Below are 19,637 nucleotides of genomic sequence, written 5' to 3'. Positions count from 1 at the left end.
GAAATCACAGGGTTAGTGGAAGTGGTCTGGAACGGCCTGTCGTAGAGGGTGAGAATCCCGTACACGAAAACTTTGTGACTGTTGTAATGGAAACCCAAGTAGCACCGGGCCCGTGAAATCTGGTGTGAATCTGTCGGGACCACCCGATAAGCCTGAATACTCCCTGGTGACCGATAGCGGACTAGTACCGTGAGGGAAAGGTGAAAAGTACCCCGGGAGGGGAGTGAAATAGTACCTGAAACCGTGCGCTTACAATCCGTCAGAGCCTTCGAGCAGTTTACTGCTGGGGGTGATGGCGTGCCTTTTGAAGAATGAGCCTGCGAGTTAGTGGCATGTCGCGAGGTTAACCCGTGTGGGGTAGCCGTAGCGAAAGCGAGTCCGAATAGGGCGATCGTAGTGGCATGCTCTAGACCCGAAGCGGAGTGATCTACCCATGGCCAGGTTGAAGCGACGGTAAGACGTCGTGGAGGACCGAACCCACTTAGGTTGAAAACTGAGGGGATGAGTTGTGGGTAGGGGTGAAAGGCCAATCAAACTCCGTGATAGCTGGTTCTCCCCGAAATGCATTTAGGTGCAGCGTCGCGTGTTTCTCACCGGAGGTAGAGCTACTGGATGGTCTAGGGGGCCCACAAGCTTACCGAAATCAGCCAAACTCCGAATGCCGGTGAGTGAGAGCGCGGCAGTGAGACTGCGGGCGATAAGGTTCGTAGTCGAGAGGGAAACAGCCCAGATCGCCAGCTAAGGTCCCTAAGCGTGTACTAAGTGGAAAAGGATGTGGGGTCGCGAAGACAACCAGGAGGTTGGCTTAGAAGCAGCCACCCTTGAAAGAGTGCGTAATAGCTCACTGGTCAAGTGATCCTGCGCCGACAATGTAGCGGGGCTCAAGTACACCACCGAAGCTGCGGCATTCACGCAATAGCCCCCCTTCACTCTGCGGAGTGTTGGGCAGGTGTGTGGATGGGTAGGGGAGCGTCGTGTGGCCATGGAAGCGGCAGGGTGACCTAGCCGTGGAGGCCACACGAGTGAGAATGCAGGCATGAGTAGCGAAAGACGAGTGAGAAACTCGTCCGCCGAATGACCAAGGGTTCCTGGGCCAGGTTAATCCGCCCAGGGTGAGTCGGGACCTAAGACGAGGCCGACAGGCGTAGCCGATGGACAACGGGTTGATATTCCCGTACCCGTGTGAACGCGCCCATGGTGAATCAGTGATACTAACCATCCTGAAGCCACGAGAAGACCTTCGGGTCTCGAGTTGGTGGATGCATGGGACCTGATCTGGTAGTAGCCAAGCGATGGGGTGACGCAGGAAGGTAGCTGAGCCAGTCAGTGGTAATACTGGTGTAAGCGTGTAGGGCGTGACCTAGGCAAATCCGGGTCGCACATAGCCTGAGACGTGATGCGTAGCCGATTGAGGCGAATTCAGTGATCCTATGCTGCCGAGAAAAGCCTCTAGCGAGCTTTCACACGGCCCGTACCCCAAACCGACACAGGTGGTCAGGTAGAGAATACTAAGGCGATCGAGATAACTATGGTTAAGGAACTCGGCAAAATGCCCCCGTAACTTCGGGAGAAGGGGGGCCCTGTCTGGTGACGACATTTACTGTCTGAGCTGGGTGGGGCCGCAGAGACCAGTGAGAAGCGACTGTTTACTAAAAACACAGGTCCGTGCGAAGTCGTAAGACGATGTATACGGACTGACGCCTGCCCGGTGCTGGAAGGTTAAGAGGACCGGTTAGTTCCTTCGGGAGCGAAGCTGAGAATTTAAGCCCCAGTAAACGGCGGTGGTAACTATAACCATCCTAAGGTAGCGAAATTCCTTGTCGGGTAAGTTCCGACCTGCACGAATGGCGTAACGACTTCTCAGCTGTCTCAACCGTAGACTCGGCGAAATTGCATTACGAGTAAAGATGCTCGTTACGCGCGGCAGGACGAAAAGACCCCGGGACCTTCACTACAGCTTGGTATTGGTGTTCGGTTCGGTTTGTGTAGGATAGGTGGGAGACTGTGAAACGGTGACGCCAGTTATCGTGGAGTCGTTGTTGAAATACCACTCTGATCGAATTGGACCTCTAACCTCGGACCATGATCTGGTTCAGGGACAGTGCCTGGTGGGTAGTTTAACTGGGGCGGTTGCCTCCCAAAATGTAACGGAGGCGCCCAAAGGTTCCCTCAGCCTGGTTGGCAATCAGGTGTCGAGTGCAAGTGCACAAGGGAGCTTGACTGTGAGACTGACAGGTCGAGCAGGGACGAAAGTCGGGACTAGTGATCCGGCACCGGCAAGTGGAAGCGGTGTCGCTCAACGGATAAAAGGTACCCCGGGGATAACAGGCTGATCTTCCCCAAGAGTCCATATCGACGGGATGGTTTGGCACCTCGATGTCGGCTCGTCGCATCCTGGGGCTGGAGTAGGTCCCAAGGGTTGGGCTGTTCGCCCATTAAAGCGGCACGCGAGCTGGGTTTAGAACGTCGTGAGACAGTTCGGTCTCTATCCGCCGCGCGCGTTAGAAACTTGAGGAAGGCTGTCCCTAGTACGAGAGGACCGGGACGGACGAACCTCTGGTGTGCCAGTTGTTCCGCCAGGAGCACCGCTGGTTAGCTACGTTCGGAAGGGATAACCGCTGAAAGCATCTAAGCGGGAAGCCTGTTCCAAGATGAGGTTTCTCACCCCCTCGAGGGGGTAAGGCCCCCGGCAGACCACCGGGTTGATAGGCCAGAACTGGAAGTGCAGTAATGCATGCAGGTGACTGGTACTAATAGGCCGAGGACTTACCACAAAGAAGCTACGCGTCCACTGTGCGGTATCTGAAACAACACACAGATACTGATGAGAAACCCTGTTTTCTCCATCCCCCAACACCAGAAACTGGTGTTGACGGGTGGTGAAACCAGGTGATCAGAAGAAGGTTACTGTGACAGTTTCATAGAGTTACGGCGGTCATAGCGAAGGGGAAACGCCCGGTCCCATTCCGAACCCGGAAGCTAAGCCCTTCAGCGCCGATGGTACTGCACTCGACAGGGTGTGGGAGAGTAGGACACCGCCGAACACACATTAGAGAAGCCCCCCAACCAGTACTGGTTGGGGGGCTTTCTCGTACCCAAAACACCCCCCGAAACACCCCCCGACTTCGGGCGAACGGCACTGTCGTCGCCTCAGATCGACCGAACGCACCGTTCGCACCATCAAAGGGCGGAAGCACCCCCGCCGGCACACCACCCCGTCCGGGATCGAGTGAACGACACACTCACCCTCCTAGACGAGGGGAACGGTACGTTCACACCATCAGGGGCGGGAACACGCCTGAGGACGACAGGCGCTTTGCCCGGATCAGTCGATGCCGTCGGCGGTGGCAGTCGCATACTTCGGCCGGCCAGCCGGCAGATACCTCTGAATCGTCACGCCCTTTGATGTGGCTCGCGATTCGGCCAGCTCGAGTGCGATGTCCGGTCCGGTGTCGGGAAACAGTCGCGTGCCCTGGCCTACCACCACCGGAACGATCAGCAGGATCATCTCGTCGACGAGATCGTTCGCGAGAAGCCAGCGGCACAACTCGCCACTGCCGTGCACCTGAAGCTCGCCGCCGGGTCTGGCTTTCAGTTCGCCGATCGCTGCGGCGGTGTCACCTGAAAGGGCTGTCGTGTTCTTCCATTCCGGATCGGTGACCGTTTTCGAGGCAAGATACTTGGGCCGCGTATTCAAGGCGCTTGCGATCGGGTTGACCTCTGGATTCTCGAACGCGCCCCAATAACCGGCGAAGATGTCATAGGTCCGCCGACCGAACAGGAAGGCGTCGGCGCGCTGGTAGACCTGGACGAGGTAAGACATGGCTTCTGTGTCCACCAGTGGCGCGGACCATCCGCCGCGTTCGAATCCGCCGCGTCGATCTTCGTCCGGCCCACCGAGTCCTTGCATCACCCCGTCGAGAGTGACGATGGTAAATGTTGTCAGTTTCATAGTCGTACCCATCTCCCCGGCATCGTCGGATTTCCGCTGTTTCGATATAAGACGGTCGGGAAGCGGGAAAGTCATCGAGCGAACGTGGCGTTGATCGCCTTGGATCGACCGAACGTGCCGTTCGCTCAGGGGGGAGGTGGGGTCAGGGCTGAACGGGCACGGAGTCTGACGGGCTGGTCTCGGACTCCAGGGCGTCGCACGGAATCGCGAGCTCGGTCTGTTCGAGGCGGCCGCGAAGGGTGATGTTCTCGGTGATCGACCACTGTGCAGCCTCGGCGCTGTCAGCGGCAGCCACAGCCCGACCGGATGCGGCGACGTTACCCGGAACCGTCTTGGCAACTTCGGACAGTCGCGCCGCTTCGTTGACGGGATCACCGATGACGGTGTACTCGAATCTTTCTCGCGCACCGACGTTCCCGGCTACGGCAACACCTGCGGCGACGCCGATTCCCGCGCTCACTTCCGGAACCTCGGCACGCAGGCGCTGCTGAATCTTGCGGGCAGCGGCGAGTGCGCTGCCGGCGTGATCGTCGAGTGTCGTCGGCGCTCCGAAGATCGCCAGCGCTGCGTCGCCCTCGAACTTGTTGACGAATCCGCCGTGTGCGTCGACCTCGTCGACGATGACGTCGAAGAAACGGTTGAGTAGAGCGACCACCGCCGTAGGGGAGTTGGTGGCCGCGATCGTGGTCGATCCGATGACGTCGACGAAGAGTACGGCAACGTCACGTTCTTCACCGCCGAGTTCCGGGTTTCGGCGAACCGCGTTTGCGGCAACCTCGTGTCCGACGTGGCGCCCGAAGAGGTCGCGTATTCGCTCTCGCTCGCGCAGACCCTCGGCCATGCGATTGAAGCCGGCCTGCAGTAGTCCCAGTTCCGTTCCGTCGTACACGACGACGGACGCGGTGAGGTCGCCACGGGTGACTTGTTCCATTCCTCGTCGCACGGACCGAATGGGGGCCGCGGCGGACCGAATGTTGATGTATGTCAGCCCGAGTCCGACGCACAGAGTGATCCCGCCGATGACGAGGATCGCGGTCGCGAGGGCTTGCCACGAAGCAGGCCGGATGAAGCTGAAGACCGCTACGAGCATCAGGCCGGTGACGGGAACTCCGCTTCCGAGCAGCCAGACGAGGATTGTCCGGCCGGTCAGTCCGAGAACGGCAGCCTTGCGGGGTGCTCCGGATTCGAGTGCACGCGCGGCGATCGGGCGGAGTGCGAACTCGCTGAGCAGGTAGCAGAAAGCGCACGTGGTGATACCGCTGAAAGCCACGGTGAACAGAACTTTCGGAATGGTGTCGGGGTCGACGATTCCGTACATGGTCGTGAAGGTGATGAGCGCGGCCGTCCACAGGACGGCTTGCACTCGGGTCAGTCGCCAGGGCCCGCGCAGCGCCGCGCGTTGATTCTGCTCTGTCGGTGGGTGATCCTCGGTGGCCCATCGAAGATCCCGCATCAGCCGTTTGGTGCCCCACAGCAGTCCGATGAGAAAGACACACCCGATGAAGACGGGCACGGCAATGAAGTTGATCCATGCGAATTCGGGGTGGATGATCGCGGGTCCGGGAACCACGAATCCGATGAGCACGATCGCCAGTACCGCTCCGATCAGGTTTGTGACCAGGAGGGGCGCGGTGAGTAGTGCCTGGACGCGGATTCGGCGGCGCCTGGGGCTTTCGTCGGTGGATCCGAGCAGCCACGACCCCAGGGGCGCACTCGGGACACGGCTTCGCTGCATAGTGTGTCGAGAGTAGTCGTAATGATCGCTTAGGGTGGTCCGGTGCGCCTAGTTATTGCTCGTTGCCGTGTCGACTATGTGGGACGCCTGACCTCCCACCTCCCTACCGCAAGACGACTGCTGTTGGTCAAAGCCGACGGCTCGGTCAGTATCCATGCCGACGATCGGGCGTACAAGCCGCTCAACTGGATGAGTCCGCCGTGCTGGTTGGTCGAGACCACCGGGGACGGCGACGACATCCTGTGGGTCGTCACCAACAAGGCGGGCGAGGAACTGCGGATCACTCTCGAAGAGGTCGAGCACGATTCGTCGTATGAACTCGGTCTCGATCCGGGATTGATCAAGGACGGTGTCGAGGCACACCTTCAAGAACTTCTGGCGGAGCATGTCGAGACACTCGGCCCCGGCTACACGTTGGTGCGGCGTGAGTACATGACGGCCATCGGGCCGGTCGACCTTCTGGTCCGAGACGCGGACGGTGCATCGGTGGCGGTGGAGATCAAGCGTCGCGGCGAGATCGACGGCGTCGAGCAGTTGACGCGCTACCTCGAATTGCTCAACCGCGATCCGCTGCTCGCGCCGGTCACGGGAGTTTTTGCAGCGCAACAGATCAAGCCGCAGGCAAAGACTTTGGCCAACGACCGTGGGATCCGTTGCCTGGTCCTTGACTACGAGGCCTTGCGGGGCACCGAAAGCACCGAGTTCCGCCTCTTCTGACGCTGTTTAGACTCGAACCATGCCGCGCCGCAAACCTTCGCCGAAGCAATCCCGTCGAACGGATACTCGGCGTGCGCGGGATTCGAGCGCGGAGTCGGCGTCACCAAGCGGTGTGTTGTTCGGCGGAGCGCTGGTCCGGGAGGAACCCGGTCCGGGCGGTGAAATATACATGGTGAGGCCGATACCCGGCTCCAACGCGACGAAGTTCTATCGATGCCCCGGTTGTGATCACGACATCAGACCCGGCGTCGCTCACGTGGTCACGTGGCCTTCGGAACCGGGCGGCGCGAACGAGCGTCGACACTGGCACACCGGATGCTGGTCAGGCCGCGGTACGCGCAGCCTGACCAGACGGTGGTCCTGAGCGTCGATCAGTTCCTGGACTGGGCTCGCTGCTCGACGGCGCGGGTGTCGATCTCGGCGGTGTTCGTCTCGTCCGAGTCCTCGAGAACGTCGTCTTCGTCGATACTCGGTTCTGATTTGACCGGATCTGCGTCGACCTTATCTGCGTCGGCCTTCTTGTCTTCGATCTCGAGATCTTCCTCGGCTTCGACGATGACCGGAGCGGGCGGTGCATCGAGGAGTTCGCTCTCCCGGTTGACCGATGCGAGCATGGCCGGAACCGAATCGAGTTGTCCGCGAATGCCCAAGAGCTGAGCCAGGATTCGGCCTCGGAGAACGCGCAGTTCTTCGGTGAGTTCCTTCGCGTGAGCGATCTTGCGCTCGGACTGATCAGTGGCGGCCTGCAGCCTGCGCTGAGCCTCGTGCGACGCATCGGCGAGTCGACGCTCGGCCTCTGCTTTGCTCGACGACTCCAGCTCGTTGACGGCGGCGACGACCTTGGCGCGGCGCTCCGACATCGAGATGTCGAAGTCTTCGCGGATCTGAGTGCGCTTGGCCTCGGACTCGGCAGCCAGTCGATCCCGCTCGGCCTGCGCGGCTTCGACGATCCGGGCGGCTTCGGTACGGGCCTGTGCCATGGTCTGCTCGTGCATGGTTTCCATCGCGTTGCGACGGTCCTCGAGTTCGGCGATCAGCGACTCGTAGTGACCACGAAGGCGGGCGCCGTCCTGTTCGGCGATGGAGGTCATCTCGGCTGCGTCGGCCTCGGCCTTCGCGCGCACCTCCGAGGCCTCGTCGGAGGCAAGGCGCAGCATGCGGCTGATGCGATCGCTCATGCCCTCCGCAGTGGTGGGCGGTACCGAGAGGCGGTCTACGTCCTTGCGGAGGTCGTCGATGTCGTCGCGTGCATCGTCGAGCTGCTTGGCGAGGTCACGGGCCTGCGCAGCGGCAGCATCACGATCAGCCGCGGTAACTCGCAGCTCCGCGTCGAATCGCTCGAAGTAGTTACGTACCTCGTCGCGGTCGTATCCCTTCCGTGCGATCTGGAACGGAAGTTGGATCGAACCGCGGTCCTGCTCGTATGCCATGGCGACAATCTACCTGGCATACGAGCTGGAGTCGGGTCTGCTAGTGGCTCGCGTCGGGTTCGACCAGTTCCACCAGGACGCCGCCGGCGTCCTTCGGGTGGATGAAGTTGATGCGCGAGTTGGCCGTACCGCGTCGGGGAGCGTCGTACAGCAACCGAACCCCGCGGTCGCGAAGCTCGGCGGAGATGGCGTCGATGTCGGTGACCCGGTAGGCGAGCTGCTGGAGGCCGGGGCCGCTTCGGTCGATGAACTTGGCGATGGTCGAGTTCTCGTCCAGAGGCGCGAGCAGCTGAACGGCAGTGGATCCGGCGGGGGAGCCGACGACGGAGAGCATGGCCTCACGCACGCCTTGCGATTCGTTGATTTCCTCGTGGGTCGACACCATGCCCAGGTGCTGCGTGTACCACTCGATTGCCACGTCGAGATCGGGCACCGCGATTCCGACGTGATCGATCGCGACGACGAGGTCGGACGACAAAGGTGCGAGTGCAGAACTGGGGGAGGTCTGTGTCATACCTTTCACGGTAGCGCTACCGTTTGAGGAGTACACGTCGGGATGTGACTTGGCTCTTAGGCCGCACGGAACCGACGACTATCTCTCTTTTGCAGCCGGAGGAAATCGTGACCAGTTCTGTGATTGTTGCGGGAGCTCGTACCCCGATGGGTCGACTCCTCGGATCGTTGAAAGACCTCTCCGGGTCCGACCTCGGCGGCATCGCCATCAAAGGCGCCCTCGACAAGTCCTCAGTCGCCCCCGAACAAGTCGACTACGTCATCATGGGACAGGTCCTCACCGCCGGCGCCGGCCAGATGCCCGCCCGCCAAGCCGCCGTCGCCGCCGGCATCCCCATGAACGTCCCCGCCCTGAGCATCAACAAAGTGTGCCTCTCCGGCATCGACGCCATCGCCCTCGCCGACCAACTCATCCGCGCCGGCGAATTCGACATCGTCGTCGCCGGCGGGCAGGAATCGATGTCCCGCGCACCCCACATGCTCGAAAAAAGCCGCGAAGGCTTCAAATACGGCGACGTCACCCTCCGCGACCACATGGCCTACGACGGCCTCCACGACATCTTCACCGACCAGGCCATGGGCCTGCTCACCGAACAAGTCAACCAACAAGAAACCGCCCACATCACCCGCGCCGAGCAGGACGCCTTCGCCGCCGCCTCACACCAGAACGCGGCCCGCGCCTGGAAAGACGGCCTCTTCGACAACGAAGTCGTCCCCGTCTCCATCCCCCAACGCAAGGGCGAGCCCATCGTCTTCGCCCAGGACGAAGGCATCCGCGCCGACACCACCACCGAATCCCTCGGCAAACTGCGTCCCGCGTTCAGCAAGGACGGCACCATCACCGCCGGCTCCGCCTCCCCGATCTCCGACGGCGCCGCCGCCGTGATCGTGATGAGCAAAACCAAAGCCGAAGAACTCGGCCTGACCTGGATCGCGGAAATCGGCGCCCACGGCGTCGTCGCCGGACCCGACTCCACCCTCCAGTCCCAACCCGCCCGGGCCATCGCCAAAGCCTGCGCGAAGGAAGGCATCGACCCCACCGACCTCGACCTCGTCGAAATCAACGAAGCATTCGCCGCCGTCGGGATCGCCTCCACCCGCGAACTCGGCCTCGACCCCGCCAAGGTCAACGTCAACGGCGGCGCCATCGCCGTCGGCCACCCCCTCGGCATGTCCGGCGCCCGCATCGCCCTGCACCTCGCCCTCGAACTGCAACGCCGCGGCGGCGGCATCGGCGCAGCCGCACTCTGCGGCGGCGGCGGACAAGGCGACGCACTCATCGTCCGCGTCCCCAAGGCGTGAGTGTCTAAATACACCTGAACGAGCGCTCTCGCTCTGCGACGCCCCGTGGTTTTCCTCACACAACTACGGGGCGTCGTAGTTGTTCGGGCACAATGGCCTCATGGCGAACATCTTTGACGTATCCACTCCCGCGAAACGCTTCCGTCTGGTGGCGTGGTGGGAAGCTGTGACCTGGGCGGCCTTGCTGGTTGCCATGTTCTTCAAGTGGGTCCTCGGACACGAAGAAGCGATTCGCATCCCCGGAATGGTCCACGGAACCGCCGGCTTCCTGGTGTTCATCGTTGTTGCACTCCTGACCGCGTGGTCGCTCAAGTGGGACGTCAAGACCACGATCCTTGCGCTGATCTCGAGCGTTCCGCCCTTCGGCACCGTCATCTTCGAACGCTGGGCAGTGCGAAACGGCAAGCTCGGTGAGCTGTCCACGGAGTTCGATGCGTCCAAGGGCAACGCGGCGCTCGTCTGAGTGCTGCATCCCTCTACGTAGCTTCTCGCAACTCGTGACAAACTGGGAGCCGTGACTCGACCAGGTTCCAGGCCCCCCGCGCGTTCGTCCGCAGTTGCTGCCGCCATGAGCGGCGCAGTCGACTTGTCCGCCTTCAAAGAGCGGGCCACGGCCCCACCACCGCCGCGTGACACCAGCGGCGACGGGGCCGTTTCTGCTGTCTCCGGGGCAGTGATCGAGGTGACCGAGGAGAACTTCGAAAGCGAAGTCCTGCTGAAGTCGAGCCAGGTGCCGGTGATCGTCAACATCGGTGGCCGCGCATACGAGCCCTCGGTCGTATTCACCGAAGTTCTCGAATCATTTGCAGCGCGAGCCGGCGGCAAGTGGATTCTTGCCAACGTCGACGTCGACGTGAGCCCTCGTATCGCGCAGGCATTCGGTGTCCAGTCGGTTCCGACGGTTGTTGCTGTCGCGGCTGGTCAGCCGTTGGCCGATTTTCAGGGCGCTCAGCCAGAGGCGCAGCTCAGCCAGTGGTTCGACGCAGTCCTCCAAGCTGTCGAGGGCAAGTTGAGTGGGCCGGTCTCCGACGCGGACGAACCGGTGGAGGAGGTCGAGGATCCTCGCTTCGTGGCCGCTGAAACCGCGCTGGACGAGGGCGATCTCGACGCCGCCATCGCTGCGTACCAGGAAATTCTCGACGCCGAACCCAACAATGCGGAGGCCAAGAGCGCTGTCCGCCAGGTGAAGTTCATGGCTCGGGTTCAGGGTGTCGATCCCGAGTCGATTGCGGCCGCGGATGCTGATCCGTCCGATCTCGAACTGCAGTTCGCTGCGGCCGACCTGGAAATGTTCGCCCAGCAACCCGAGGCGTCGTTCGCCCGCTTGATCTCGGTGGTCTCGCGAACTGCCGGCGACGACAAGGCTGCCGCTCGGACGCGCTTGCTCGAACTGTTCGAACTGTTCGACCCGGCAGAACCGATCGTCATCGCGGCCCGTCGTAAGTTGGCTTCCGCTCTCTACTGACGTGTGGACCGGCAGTCGCTACTCCGTGTAGCGGCTGTCGCACACTTCCCGACCACCGAGAACGCCGGTCCGGAACGCGTCGACACGTGCGAACCCGCTCGGAACCGTCTCACCGTTGACGTCACTGGCAGCCAGGCCGTCGGTCAGCAGCCCCGATACGGCTTCGTCGAGGTCGCCGGGGGAGAGTGTGACCTGTGCTCCGGACGCCGCGGCGTTGGTGGGACTGAGTGCTGCGGTGATGACGCCGGACAAGCAGGCCGCGCGCAGGGCAGTCTGCGGAGTGTCGAGCGATTGGCCGTTCTCCTTCTGCATCGCGAGGGTGTACCTCGACGCGAGCAGGACATAGGCGTTGTAGTCACCGGTGATGTTGGTCTGGATCAACTCGCGTCGCCCGACGCGACCCGGCGTGCCGCGCTCGGCAAGGTCGTCGACGCTGATTCCGATGGTGTTCGTCGACGGGCAGTACGAGACGGGTTCGGTCGCAACGGCATCGCTGCACCCGGTGTCTGCGCCGGTGAACACGACCTTCGGCGGCTCGGGTAGATCGAAGATCGCTTGGAAGGTCTTCACGAACTCGTCGAGAGTTGCCTCGGTGACGGGCAGTTCTCCGGAATCGTTGCCTTCGGCGAACTGCTGCGGGAGGTCTGCACGTCGTGACTCGATTTCGTCGGCGTCCATCTTCGCGCACGCACCGGCGCCGTCGGTGAAGCCGATCTGAGTGGCGGTGACGCGCTCGAACGCCGAACCATGGTGGCTCTCAGGATCATTAGGGTCTTCGTCGCGGATGGCGACCGCCGACGCCAACACCTTGTTGAGTCCGTCGGAGGTGTTCATCGTGAAGTGCGCGGCCTTGTCCTCGGCGACGTGCCGCAAGAAGGCCCCACCGAAACAGTCGGCTTGCTGTTCGCGCACCAGGGCTGCGTCTCGTTTACCGCCGACGATCCCGGCCTTGCGTTGAACGGCATGGCCGTACTCGTGCGCAAAGATGAACGCGACGGCCACTTCACCGAACTTCTCCCGCACCTCGGGCAGCAGCAATTCACGATCCCAACCGATGGTGTGATCGATGCTGCAGTACCCGGCGTTGATGAGTTCTTCGGTGGTCTCCTCACAGAAGTCCGGGCCGTTCGATTCGGTGGGGTCCCACGAGATCAGCTCGTCGACCGGTTCGAAGGGCTTGTCGAACAGAGCCGGGTACTCGGCGGCCCAGTAGGTTTCGATGTCTGTGATGGCGTTGGCTGCCAGCGCGTCGATGTCCCCGCCGTCGGTGCCGGTGATTGCTCGGTCGGCGTTGGGGGCTCCCGGACGCAACCCACTTGGTCCTGCCGTTGCGTCGAGTCCGGCGACGCGGAAGGGATCGTGATAAATCGAGACGGCGTGGCCACTCGTTCCCTGGGCACAACCGGCGAGCAGTGCTGCCACTGCCAACAGTGACGACGTGACAATGACTACTCGCCGGCCGACCATCAACGCTCCAGACTTATCCAAATCGCTCCAGCAGCTGGCAGCGCCACCTGTGCGGAGGCTGGCCGACCGTGCCACGAATGCGACGTTGCTGTGACCGCTCCGAGGTTCCCGACTCCGGAGCCGCCGTACACCTCGGCATCGGTGTTGAGAATTTCCACCCATCGGCCGGGCTCTGGTAGCCCGACGCGGTAGCTCGAGTGCTCACTGCCCGAGAAGTTGAACAGGCAGGCGACAATCGAACCGTCAGTACCGTAACGCAGAAAACTGAGGACGTTGTTCTCGGTGTCGTTGGCGTCGATCCAGGAGTATCCACCGGGCGAGGTGTCGAGGGTCCACATGGCCGGATGACGTCGGTACGCGGAGTTGAGATCGCCGACCAGTCGCTGGACGCCGCGATGGAGAGTGCCGGTGTACTGATCGTCGAGCTGCCACCAGTCGAGGCCGCGTTCTTCCGACCATTCCGCACTCTGACCGAATTCCTGTCCCATGAACAGCAGTTGCTTGCCTGGATGCGCCCACATGTATGCAAGCAGTGAGCGCAGGCCGGACGCCTTGGCGAAGTCGTTCCCGGGCATCCGGGTCCACAGAGTTCCTTTGCCGTGCACCACTTCGTCATGGCTGATCGGTAGCAGGTAGTTCTCACTCCACGCGTACATCAGTGAGAACGTGATCTCGTGATGGTGGTAGGTCCGGTGTACCGGGTCGTGACCGAGGAACCCGAGGGTGTCGTGCATCCACCCCATGTTCCACTTCATGTTGAATCCGAGGCCGCCGACATTGGTCGCCCGAGTGACTCCGGGCCACGCCGTCGACTCCTCGGCGACGGTGACGACTCCTCGATGGTTCTTGTGGACGGTGGCGTTCATCTCCTGCAGGAACGCAACGGCTTCGAGATTCTCGCGGCCGCCGTGAATGTTGGGAGTCCATCCACCTTCCGGGCGTGAGTAATCCAGGTACAGCATCGATGCGACGGCGTCGACGCGCAGTCCGTCGATGTGGAACTCCTCGAGCCAGAAGAGCGCGTTGGCGACGAGGAAGTTTCGGACCTCGCGGCGACCGAAGTCGAATACGTATGTGCCCCAGTCCAACTGCTCGCCGCGACGCGGATCGGCGTGCTCGTACAGGGGAGTTCCGTCGAAACGAGCCAGGGCCCACTCGTCTTTGGGGAAGTGTGCAGGCACCCAGTCGACAATGACACCTATCCCTGCGGCGTGCAGGTGGTCGACGAACCAGCGGAAGTCGTCCGGGGTGCCGAAGCGGGAGGTCGGTGCGTAGTACGAGGTGACCTGGTACCCCCACGATCCACCGAACGGATGCTCGGAGACGGGCAGCAGTTCGACGTGGGTGAATCCGGTTTCGGTGACGTAGACGGCGAGTTGCTCGGCCATCTGCCGGTAGTCGAGTCCGGGACGCCACGATCCGAGGTGCACCTCGTACACGCTCATCGGGGACTGCGAAGGATCGACACCGGCGCGGGTTTCGAGCCAGGCCGCGTCGTTCCACTCATGCGAACTGGTGGTCACTCGCGATGCAGTCGCCGGCGGGACCTCGGTACCGAATGCCATGGGATCGGCCTTGTCGCGAACGGAGCCGTCGTGGCCGTGGACCCGGAACTTGTACAGCGAACCGACTGCGATGTCGGGCAGGAAGAGTTCCCAGACCCCAGTGGATCCGAGGACTCGCATGGGGGCGAATTGCCCACTCCACCCGTCGAAGTCGCCGACGACGGTCACGCCGCGGGCGGCCGGAGCCCAGACGGCGAACGAGGTGCCGTCGACGGGTCCGTCCGGTGTCTCGTAAGAACGCGGATGTGCACCGAGGATGTCCCACAGTCGTTCGTGCCGACCTTCGCCGAACAGGTGAAGGTCGAGTTCACCGAGAGTCGGCAGGAATCGGTAAGGGTCGGCTGCGAGAACCGTGTGTCCACCCGGGTACGTCACGGAATAGCGATAGTCGATCAGGTCGGGGTAGGGGACCAGAGCCGCGAAGATTCCGTTCGAAACATGTTCGAGAGGAAAGTTTTTGCCGCCGATGACGGCGCTGACGGACTCGGCGTTGGGACGCAACGCTCGCAGAACGGTGCCGTCGGCGTGGGGATGGGCGCCGAGGACACTGTGCGGATCGTGATGTTCACCGCGCGCCAACAGCTCCAGATCGTGATTGTCCGGTGCGATACCCGAAGGGAACTTCTCGGTTGACATCACTTGCCTCCACCTGCGCGGTGCGCATTGCGTGCTTGGTAGGCCAGAGAGATCCGGGCCGGATACGGAACGGGTGGGAGCGCGAGGATGTGCGCCACCGAACGCCAGGGCTCGAGGCGGACGAAATTGGCTTGGCCCCAATTGAACTGCTCACCGGTTACCTCGTCGAGCACGGTCATGTGGTCGTGCCATTCGCGTCCGAGCGCCGGCATGTCCAACCAGACGGTGCCCTCTTCTGCAGCGAACGGGTTGAGGTTGATCACCGTCAGGACGGCGTCACCGGTCGAGGCGTCGAACTTCGAGTAGGCGATCAACGCGTCGTTGTCGATGTGGTGAAAGTGCAGGTTCCGCAACTGCTGCAGGGCCGGGTGTGCACGCCGGATGCGATTGAGTGCGGTGATCCACGGCTCGAGAGATTCGCCTCGCGCTGCTGCTTCGGCGAAACGGCGCGGCCGAAGTTCGTACTTCTCGGAGTCGAGGTATTCCTCGCTGCCGGGGCGAACGGCTTGGTGTTCGTAGAGTTCGTAACCGGAGTAGACGCCCCACGTCGGCGCCAGGGTGGCGGCGAGAGCTGCTCGTAGAGCGAACATTCCGGGCCCACCGTGCTGGAGGGACTCGTGCAGGATGTCCGGCGTGTTCACGAAGAGGTTCGGTCGGGCTTCGTCGGCCTTCGCCGCCAGCTCGTTACCGAATTCGGTGAGTTCCCACTTCGCAACTCGCCAGGTGAAGTACGTGTACGACTGCGTGAACCCGCGCCGGGCAAGGCCGTACATGCGCGCCGGACGAGTGAATGCCTCGGCGAGGAACAGGACGTCGGGGTCGGTCTTCTTGACCTCAGAGATGAGCGTCTCCCAGAAGTTCGGCGGCTTGGTGTGTGGGTTGTCGACCCGGAAGATCTTGACTCCGGCACTGATCCAGTGTCGGACGACTCGCAGGATTTCCTTGTCCAGACCGCGAGGATCGGTGTCGAAGTTGATCGGGTAGATGTCCTGATACTTCTTGGGCGGGTTCTCGGCGTAGGCGATGGTGCCGTCGGGAAGGACGTTGAACCACTCCGGATGCTTCTTGGCCCATGGATGATCCGGGGCGCACTGCAGCGCGAGATCCAGTGCCACTTCGAGATCGAGCTTGCGGGCCGCAGCGACGAAGGCCCTGAAGTCCTTGAGCGTGCCGAGTTGCGGGTGAACAGCGTCGTGCCCGCCGTCGACCGAGCCGATGGCCCACGGCGAGCCGACGTCACCGGGTTCGGGAGTGAGAGTGTTGTTGCGTCCCTTGCGGTTGATCTCGCCGATGGGATGGATCGGCGGAAGGTAGACGACGTCGAAACCCATTGCGGCGATGCGGGGTAGGTCTTCGGCCGAGGTTCGGAAAGTACCGTGTTGCGGCACCCCGTTCTCGTCCCAACCGCCCGTCGAGCGGGGGAAGAACTCGTACCACGATCCGAACAGTGCACGGTTGCGATCGACGACGACGGGGTGGGACTCGCCCTTGGTGACCAGTTCACGGAGCGGAGTGGCGCGGAGCAGTTCGGCGACGTCGGAGGCGAAGGCCGGCGCGACGCGAGCAGTCAGCGCCTGATCGCTGCGCAGCGACGCCGTGACGGCCTCGAGCCTGGACCTGTTGCCCCGCGGTACCTCGTGCGCGGCCTGTTCGAACAGGCGCGCACCGATTTCCAGGTCGTTGGCCAACTCGGCCGCCCCCTGCCCGACGGCGAGCTTTGCTTCCACGGCGTGCTTCCAGGTGGCGATGGGATCGCTCCACGCCTCGATCCGGAACGACCACATACCTTCGGCGGACGGCGTGAACACCGCGTCGACGGTGTCCGGTTCGGTCCCGGGGTCCATCGGAATGCGCAGCGGCTTGGTACCGCGCGGACCACGCACGACAAGAGTGGCGGAAATGGCGTCGTGGCCTTCTCGCCACACCGTGGCGTGCACTGGGAAGACTTCACCGACCACGGCCTTTGCCGGATAGTTACCCGAGATCTCGGGTACCACGTCGTCGATACCGAGGCGTCCTGACACGGGAAGCTCCATTTCTGATGATGGATCGCGGTAAAACGTTCTTTCGCCGGGTTCAACCGTAGTGGGTGCGGCGCCGGAGTGCTGATAACGACGAATTCGGGTCTGTCGGTGGTCAGGTCGGCTCGGCGTTCGGTTCCACCGGACAGAGTGCAAGGAACTCGACTAGGGTTCGCGGGGTGAAAGCCTTGCGTCGGTTCACTGTCCGAGCCCACCTTCCGGAGCGCCTTGCCGCGCTCGGCCCCCTGTCCACCAACCTTCGGTGGTCGTGGCATCCCGAGACACAGGATCTGTTCTCGCGACTCGACCCCGAACTCTGGCAAGCAGTCCAGTTCGATCCGGTCCGCATGCTCGGGGAAGTCGACCCCACCCGTCTCGACGAACTCAGCAGTGACGAGGCATTTCTCGGTGACCTCGACACTGCAGCAGCTGATCTCGACGCTTATCTGAGCACCCCGCGTTGGTATCAGTCCCAGCAGGCCAAGGGCGCATCGTCACCCGGCGGAATTGCGTACTTCTCCATGGAGTTCGGAGTCAGCGAAGTTCTGCCCAACTACTCCGGTGGATTGGGCATCCTGGCGGGCGATCACCTCAAGGCCGCGTCCGACCTCGGGCTGCCGCTCATCGGCGTCGGACTGCTCTACCGATCCGGCTACTTCCGCCAGTCGCTGACCGCCGACGGTTGGCAGGCCGAGCACTACCCGCCGCACGACCCTCAAGGGTTGCCTCTTCGTTTGCTGACGGACGCAGGCCCGGCTTCCGAAGACGGATCGCCGGTCGTCATTCACGTCGCCATGCCCGGTGGCCGGGTGCTGCGTGCGCGAGTGTGGATCGCTCAGGTCGGACGAGTGCCGTTGCTGCTGCTCGATTCCGACATCGCCGAGAACGACGCGGATCTGCGCGGCGTCACGGACCGTCTCTACGGCGGGGACCAGGATCACCGCATCAAGCAGGAGATCCTCGCGGGTATCGGCGGCGTCCGCGCGGTGCGCGCCTACACCGCGGCGTACGGATTGCCCGATCCCGAGGTGTTCCACATGAACGAGGGGCATGCCGGATTCCTCGGCATCGAACGGATTCGGGAACTTGTCACCACCAGCGGTCTGGACTTCGATTCGGCTCTGGCCGCGGTCCGTGCCGGAACGGTCTTCACGACGCACACTCCGGTTCCCGCCGGAATCGACCGCTTCCCGGCGGATCTGGTCCGTCACTACTTCGGCGGAGCGAACGGCGAGAACGAATCGAGTTTGCTTCCCGGCCTGACCGTCGACCGCATCGTCGGGATGGGGCGTGAAGCCGATCCGTCGATCTTCAACATGGCGCACATGGGTCTTCGCCTGGGCCAGCGAGCCAACGGCGTCTCGAAGTTGCACGGCATCGTCAGCCGCGACATGTTCAACGGTCTCTGGCCGGGCTTCGACGCCGACGAGGTGCCGATCGGTTCGGTCACCAACGGTGTTCACGCGCCGACGTGGGCGGCGCCGGAGTGGATGGACGTGGCCAGGCGGATCGTCGGTCAGGAGCAACTCGAAGAAGCACGCGGGTGGGAGCGCCTGCACGAGTTGTCGGCAACCGAACTGTGGGAAACACGTAATGCGTTGCGCGGCAAGTTGGTCGACGAAGTTCGTCGTCGCGTCCGAGCGTCCTGGCTCGAACGCGGCGCGACCGAGGCCGAACTCGGCTGGACCACTGGAGTATTCGATCCCAACGTCTTGACAGTCGGATTCGCGAGGCGCGTTCCGACGTACAAGCGGTTGACGCTGATGCTGCGTGATCCCGAGCGTCTGCGTGCGATGTTGCTTGACGAGAAACGTCCGGTGCAGTTGGTGGTGGCCGGCAAGTCGCACCCCGCCGACGACGGCGGTAAGGCACTCATCCAGCAGGTCGTGCGGTTCGCCGACGAAGCGGATGTGCGTCACCGCATCGTCTTCCTGCCTGATTACGACATGTCGATGGCCCGCTACTTGTACTGGGGCTGCGACGTGTGGCTCAACAACCCGCTTCGCCCACTCGAGGCGTGCGGTACTTCCGGCATGAAATCCGCGCTCAACGGCGGCCTCAACCTCTCCATTCGCGACGGATGGTGGGACGAGATGTACGACGGCGAGAACGGGTGGGCCATTCCGACGGCCGACGGTGTTCTCGACGACGTGCGGCGTGACGATCTGGAAGCCAGCGCCCTCTACGAACTTCTCGAGCACGCGGTACTGCCGACGTTCTACGACCGTGATGCAGCCGATCTGCCGACGCGCTGGGTCGAGAGGGTTCGCCACACCCTCGAGAATCTGGGCCCGAAGGTGTTGGCATCACGCATGGTTCGTGACTACGCCGTCGACTACTACGCCCCTTCGGCGGAATCAGCTCGAGCGGTAGTGGCGGACGATTTTGCCGGCGCGCGTGAGGTGGCCGAGTTCCGTCGCCGTATCGAGTCGCAGTGGCCGTCGGTCGCCGTCGAGCAGGTGGACGGTTCCGGCTTGCCGGACACTCCGGAGATCGGTGCGACCATCTCTTTGAAAGCCAAGGTCCGCCTCGGCGGCTTGTCGGTCTCGGATGTGGAGATTCAGGCAGTCCTGGGACGCGTCAGCCCAGGCGAGGAACTCACCGACGTGGTGACGTTCCCGATGACACATTTCGGAACCGAGGACGGAGCCGAGATCTTCGAAGCCGAGGCTGCGCTTCCGGTCTCCGGCTCCGTGGGTTACACCGTGCGGGTGTTGCCGCATCACCGGTTGTTGGTCGATGCCTCCGAACTCGGGTTGGTGACCACTCCGAGCGTCTGACGTAATACATTCTGCCCCGGTCCGTTCGGTCGGTACCGGGGCAGAATTGTGCCC

The 19,637-nt window shown here is 62.7% G+C and carries 13 protein-coding genes and 2 rRNA genes (1 of these 15 cut by a window edge); 8 read left to right on the top strand and 7 right to left on the bottom strand.

Features of this window, described 5'->3' with window-relative positions; genetic code table 11:
* Both ACBG85_RS18475 and rrf read left to right on the top strand, forming a co-directional pair.
* A 23S ribosomal RNA gene (locus ACBG85_RS18475) occupies positions 1-2,774 on the top strand (it extends 361 nt beyond the left edge of the window).
* A 153-nt stretch (positions 2,775-2,927) separates the two neighbouring features.
* Positions 2,928-3,044 (top strand): 5S ribosomal RNA (rrf, locus tag ACBG85_RS18470).
* Positions 3,045-3,325: 281 nt separating this feature from the next.
* On the opposite strand, the gene ACBG85_RS18465 is transcribed toward rrf, so the two are convergent.
* Together ACBG85_RS18465 and ACBG85_RS18460 are read right to left on the bottom strand one after the other, a co-directional pair.
* The gene (locus ACBG85_RS18465; RefSeq protein WP_372024278.1) at positions 3,326-3,952 is read right to left on the bottom strand and encodes a dihydrofolate reductase family protein; all 627 of its coding nucleotides are present in this window, start codon (positions 3,950-3,952) and stop codon (positions 3,326-3,328) included.
* A 142-nt stretch (positions 3,953-4,094) separates the two neighbouring features.
* Positions 4,095-5,687 (bottom strand): adenylate/guanylate cyclase domain-containing protein, encoded by a 1,593-nt coding sequence (locus tag ACBG85_RS18460; protein WP_042452409.1) that lies wholly within the window; start codon positions 5,685-5,687, stop codon positions 4,095-4,097.
* A 42-nt stretch (positions 5,688-5,729) separates the two neighbouring features.
* On the opposite strand from ACBG85_RS18460, the gene nucS reads away from it, so the two are divergent.
* Together nucS and ACBG85_RS18450 are read left to right on the top strand one after the other, a co-directional pair.
* The gene (nucS, locus tag ACBG85_RS18455; RefSeq protein WP_007733244.1) at positions 5,730-6,404 is read left to right on the top strand and encodes an endonuclease NucS; all 675 of its coding nucleotides are present in this window, start codon (positions 5,730-5,732) and stop codon (positions 6,402-6,404) included.
* A 19-nt stretch (positions 6,405-6,423) separates the two neighbouring features.
* Positions 6,424-6,768: an ATP/GTP-binding protein gene (locus tag ACBG85_RS18450; RefSeq protein ID WP_372024276.1), complete on the top strand. Its 345-nt coding sequence runs from the start codon at positions 6,424-6,426 to the stop codon at positions 6,766-6,768.
* Positions 6,769-6,775: 7 nt separating this feature from the next.
* Here the strand turns inward: ACBG85_RS18450 and ACBG85_RS18445 are convergent, their stop codons facing one another.
* Both ACBG85_RS18445 and mce read right to left on the bottom strand, forming a co-directional pair.
* On the bottom strand, positions 6,776-7,834 hold the full coding sequence (locus ACBG85_RS18445) for a hypothetical protein (RefSeq protein ID WP_007733248.1): 1,059 nt from the start codon (positions 7,832-7,834) through the stop codon (positions 6,776-6,778).
* Between the two features lie 40 nt (positions 7,835-7,874).
* Complete coding sequence (gene mce / locus ACBG85_RS18440) at positions 7,875-8,348, bottom strand: methylmalonyl-CoA epimerase (RefSeq protein ID WP_007733251.1); 474 nt, start codon at positions 8,346-8,348, stop codon at positions 7,875-7,877.
* Between the two features lie 107 nt (positions 8,349-8,455).
* Here mce and ACBG85_RS18435 point away from each other — a divergent pair, with 107 nt between their 5' ends.
* From ACBG85_RS18435 to ACBG85_RS18425, 3 genes are all read left to right on the top strand, one after another.
* Positions 8,456-9,649, top strand: coding sequence for an acetyl-CoA C-acetyltransferase (locus ACBG85_RS18435; RefSeq protein ID WP_007733254.1), 1,194 nt, complete (start codon positions 8,456-8,458; stop codon positions 9,647-9,649).
* A gap of 100 nt (positions 9,650-9,749) precedes the next feature.
* Entirely contained in the window at positions 9,750-10,112 is a 363-nt protein-coding gene (locus ACBG85_RS18430) for a DUF3817 domain-containing protein (protein ID WP_007733255.1), read from the top strand.
* 105 nt (positions 10,113-10,217) lie between these two features.
* Positions 10,218-11,114, top strand: a complete 897-nt coding sequence (locus ACBG85_RS18425; protein ID WP_372027876.1) for a co-chaperone YbbN — start codon at positions 10,218-10,220, stop codon at positions 11,112-11,114.
* 18 nt (positions 11,115-11,132) lie between these two features.
* Here ACBG85_RS18425 and ACBG85_RS18420 read toward each other — a convergent pair whose 3' ends face one another.
* From ACBG85_RS18420 to ACBG85_RS18410, 3 genes are read right to left on the bottom strand one after another with little or no spacing between them, the layout of a single operon-like run.
* The gene (locus tag ACBG85_RS18420) at positions 11,133-12,581 is read right to left on the bottom strand and encodes a neutral zinc metallopeptidase (protein ID WP_050656792.1); all 1,449 of its coding nucleotides are present in this window, start codon (positions 12,579-12,581) and stop codon (positions 11,133-11,135) included.
* Entirely contained in the window at positions 12,581-14,782 is a 2,202-nt protein-coding gene (glgB, locus tag ACBG85_RS18415; RefSeq protein WP_003945366.1) for a 1,4-alpha-glucan branching protein GlgB, read from the bottom strand. The genes ACBG85_RS18420 and glgB overlap by 1 nt, the downstream gene beginning before the upstream one ends.
* Positions 14,782-16,806 carry an alpha-1,4-glucan--maltose-1-phosphate maltosyltransferase gene (locus ACBG85_RS18410; protein ID WP_234552673.1) on the bottom strand — a complete coding sequence of 675 codons (2,025 nt, stop codon included), beginning with the start codon at positions 16,804-16,806 and terminating at the stop codon, positions 14,782-14,784. The genes glgB and ACBG85_RS18410 overlap by 1 nt, the downstream gene beginning before the upstream one ends.
* Before the next feature lie 176 nt (positions 16,807-16,982).
* On the opposite strand from ACBG85_RS18410, the gene glgP reads away from it, so the two are divergent.
* Positions 16,983-19,583: an alpha-glucan family phosphorylase gene (gene glgP, locus ACBG85_RS18405; protein ID WP_372024273.1), complete on the top strand. Its 2,601-nt coding sequence runs from the start codon at positions 16,983-16,985 to the stop codon at positions 19,581-19,583.
* Positions 19,584-19,637: the final 54 nt, after the last annotated feature.

The organism is Rhodococcus sp. NyZ502, assembly GCF_041464245.1.
GTDB lineage: Bacteria > Actinomycetota > Actinomycetes > Mycobacteriales > Mycobacteriaceae > Rhodococcus_F > Rhodococcus_F qingshengii.
This window is presented reverse-complemented; position numbering and strand designations above follow the sequence as displayed.

Coding starts and splice junctions, on each gene's coding strand:
- ACBG85_RS18465 (WP_372024278.1), bottom strand. CDS start 3,952: ATGAAACTGACAACATTTACCATCGTCACTCTCGACGGGGTGATGCAA.
- ACBG85_RS18460 (WP_042452409.1), bottom strand. CDS start 5,687: ATGCAGCGAAGCCGTGTCCCGAGTGCGCCCCTGGGGTCGTGGCTGCTC.
- ACBG85_RS18450 (WP_372024276.1), top strand. CDS start 6,424: ATGCCGCGCCGCAAACCTTCGCCGAAGCAATCCCGTCGAACGGATACT.
- ACBG85_RS18445 (WP_007733248.1), bottom strand. CDS start 7,834: ATGGCATACGAGCAGGACCGCGGTTCGATCCAACTTCCGTTCCAGATC.
- mce (WP_007733251.1), bottom strand. CDS start 8,348: ATGACACAGACCTCCCCCAGTTCTGCACTCGCACCTTTGTCGTCCGAC.
- ACBG85_RS18430 (WP_007733255.1), top strand. CDS start 9,750: ATGGCGAACATCTTTGACGTATCCACTCCCGCGAAACGCTTCCGTCTG.
- ACBG85_RS18425 (WP_372027876.1), top strand. CDS start 10,218: ATGAGCGGCGCAGTCGACTTGTCCGCCTTCAAAGAGCGGGCCACGGCC.
- ACBG85_RS18420 (WP_050656792.1), bottom strand. CDS start 12,581: ATGGTCGGCCGGCGAGTAGTCATTGTCACGTCGTCACTGTTGGCAGTG.
- glgB (WP_003945366.1), bottom strand. CDS start 14,782: ATGTCAACCGAGAAGTTCCCTTCGGGTATCGCACCGGACAATCACGAT.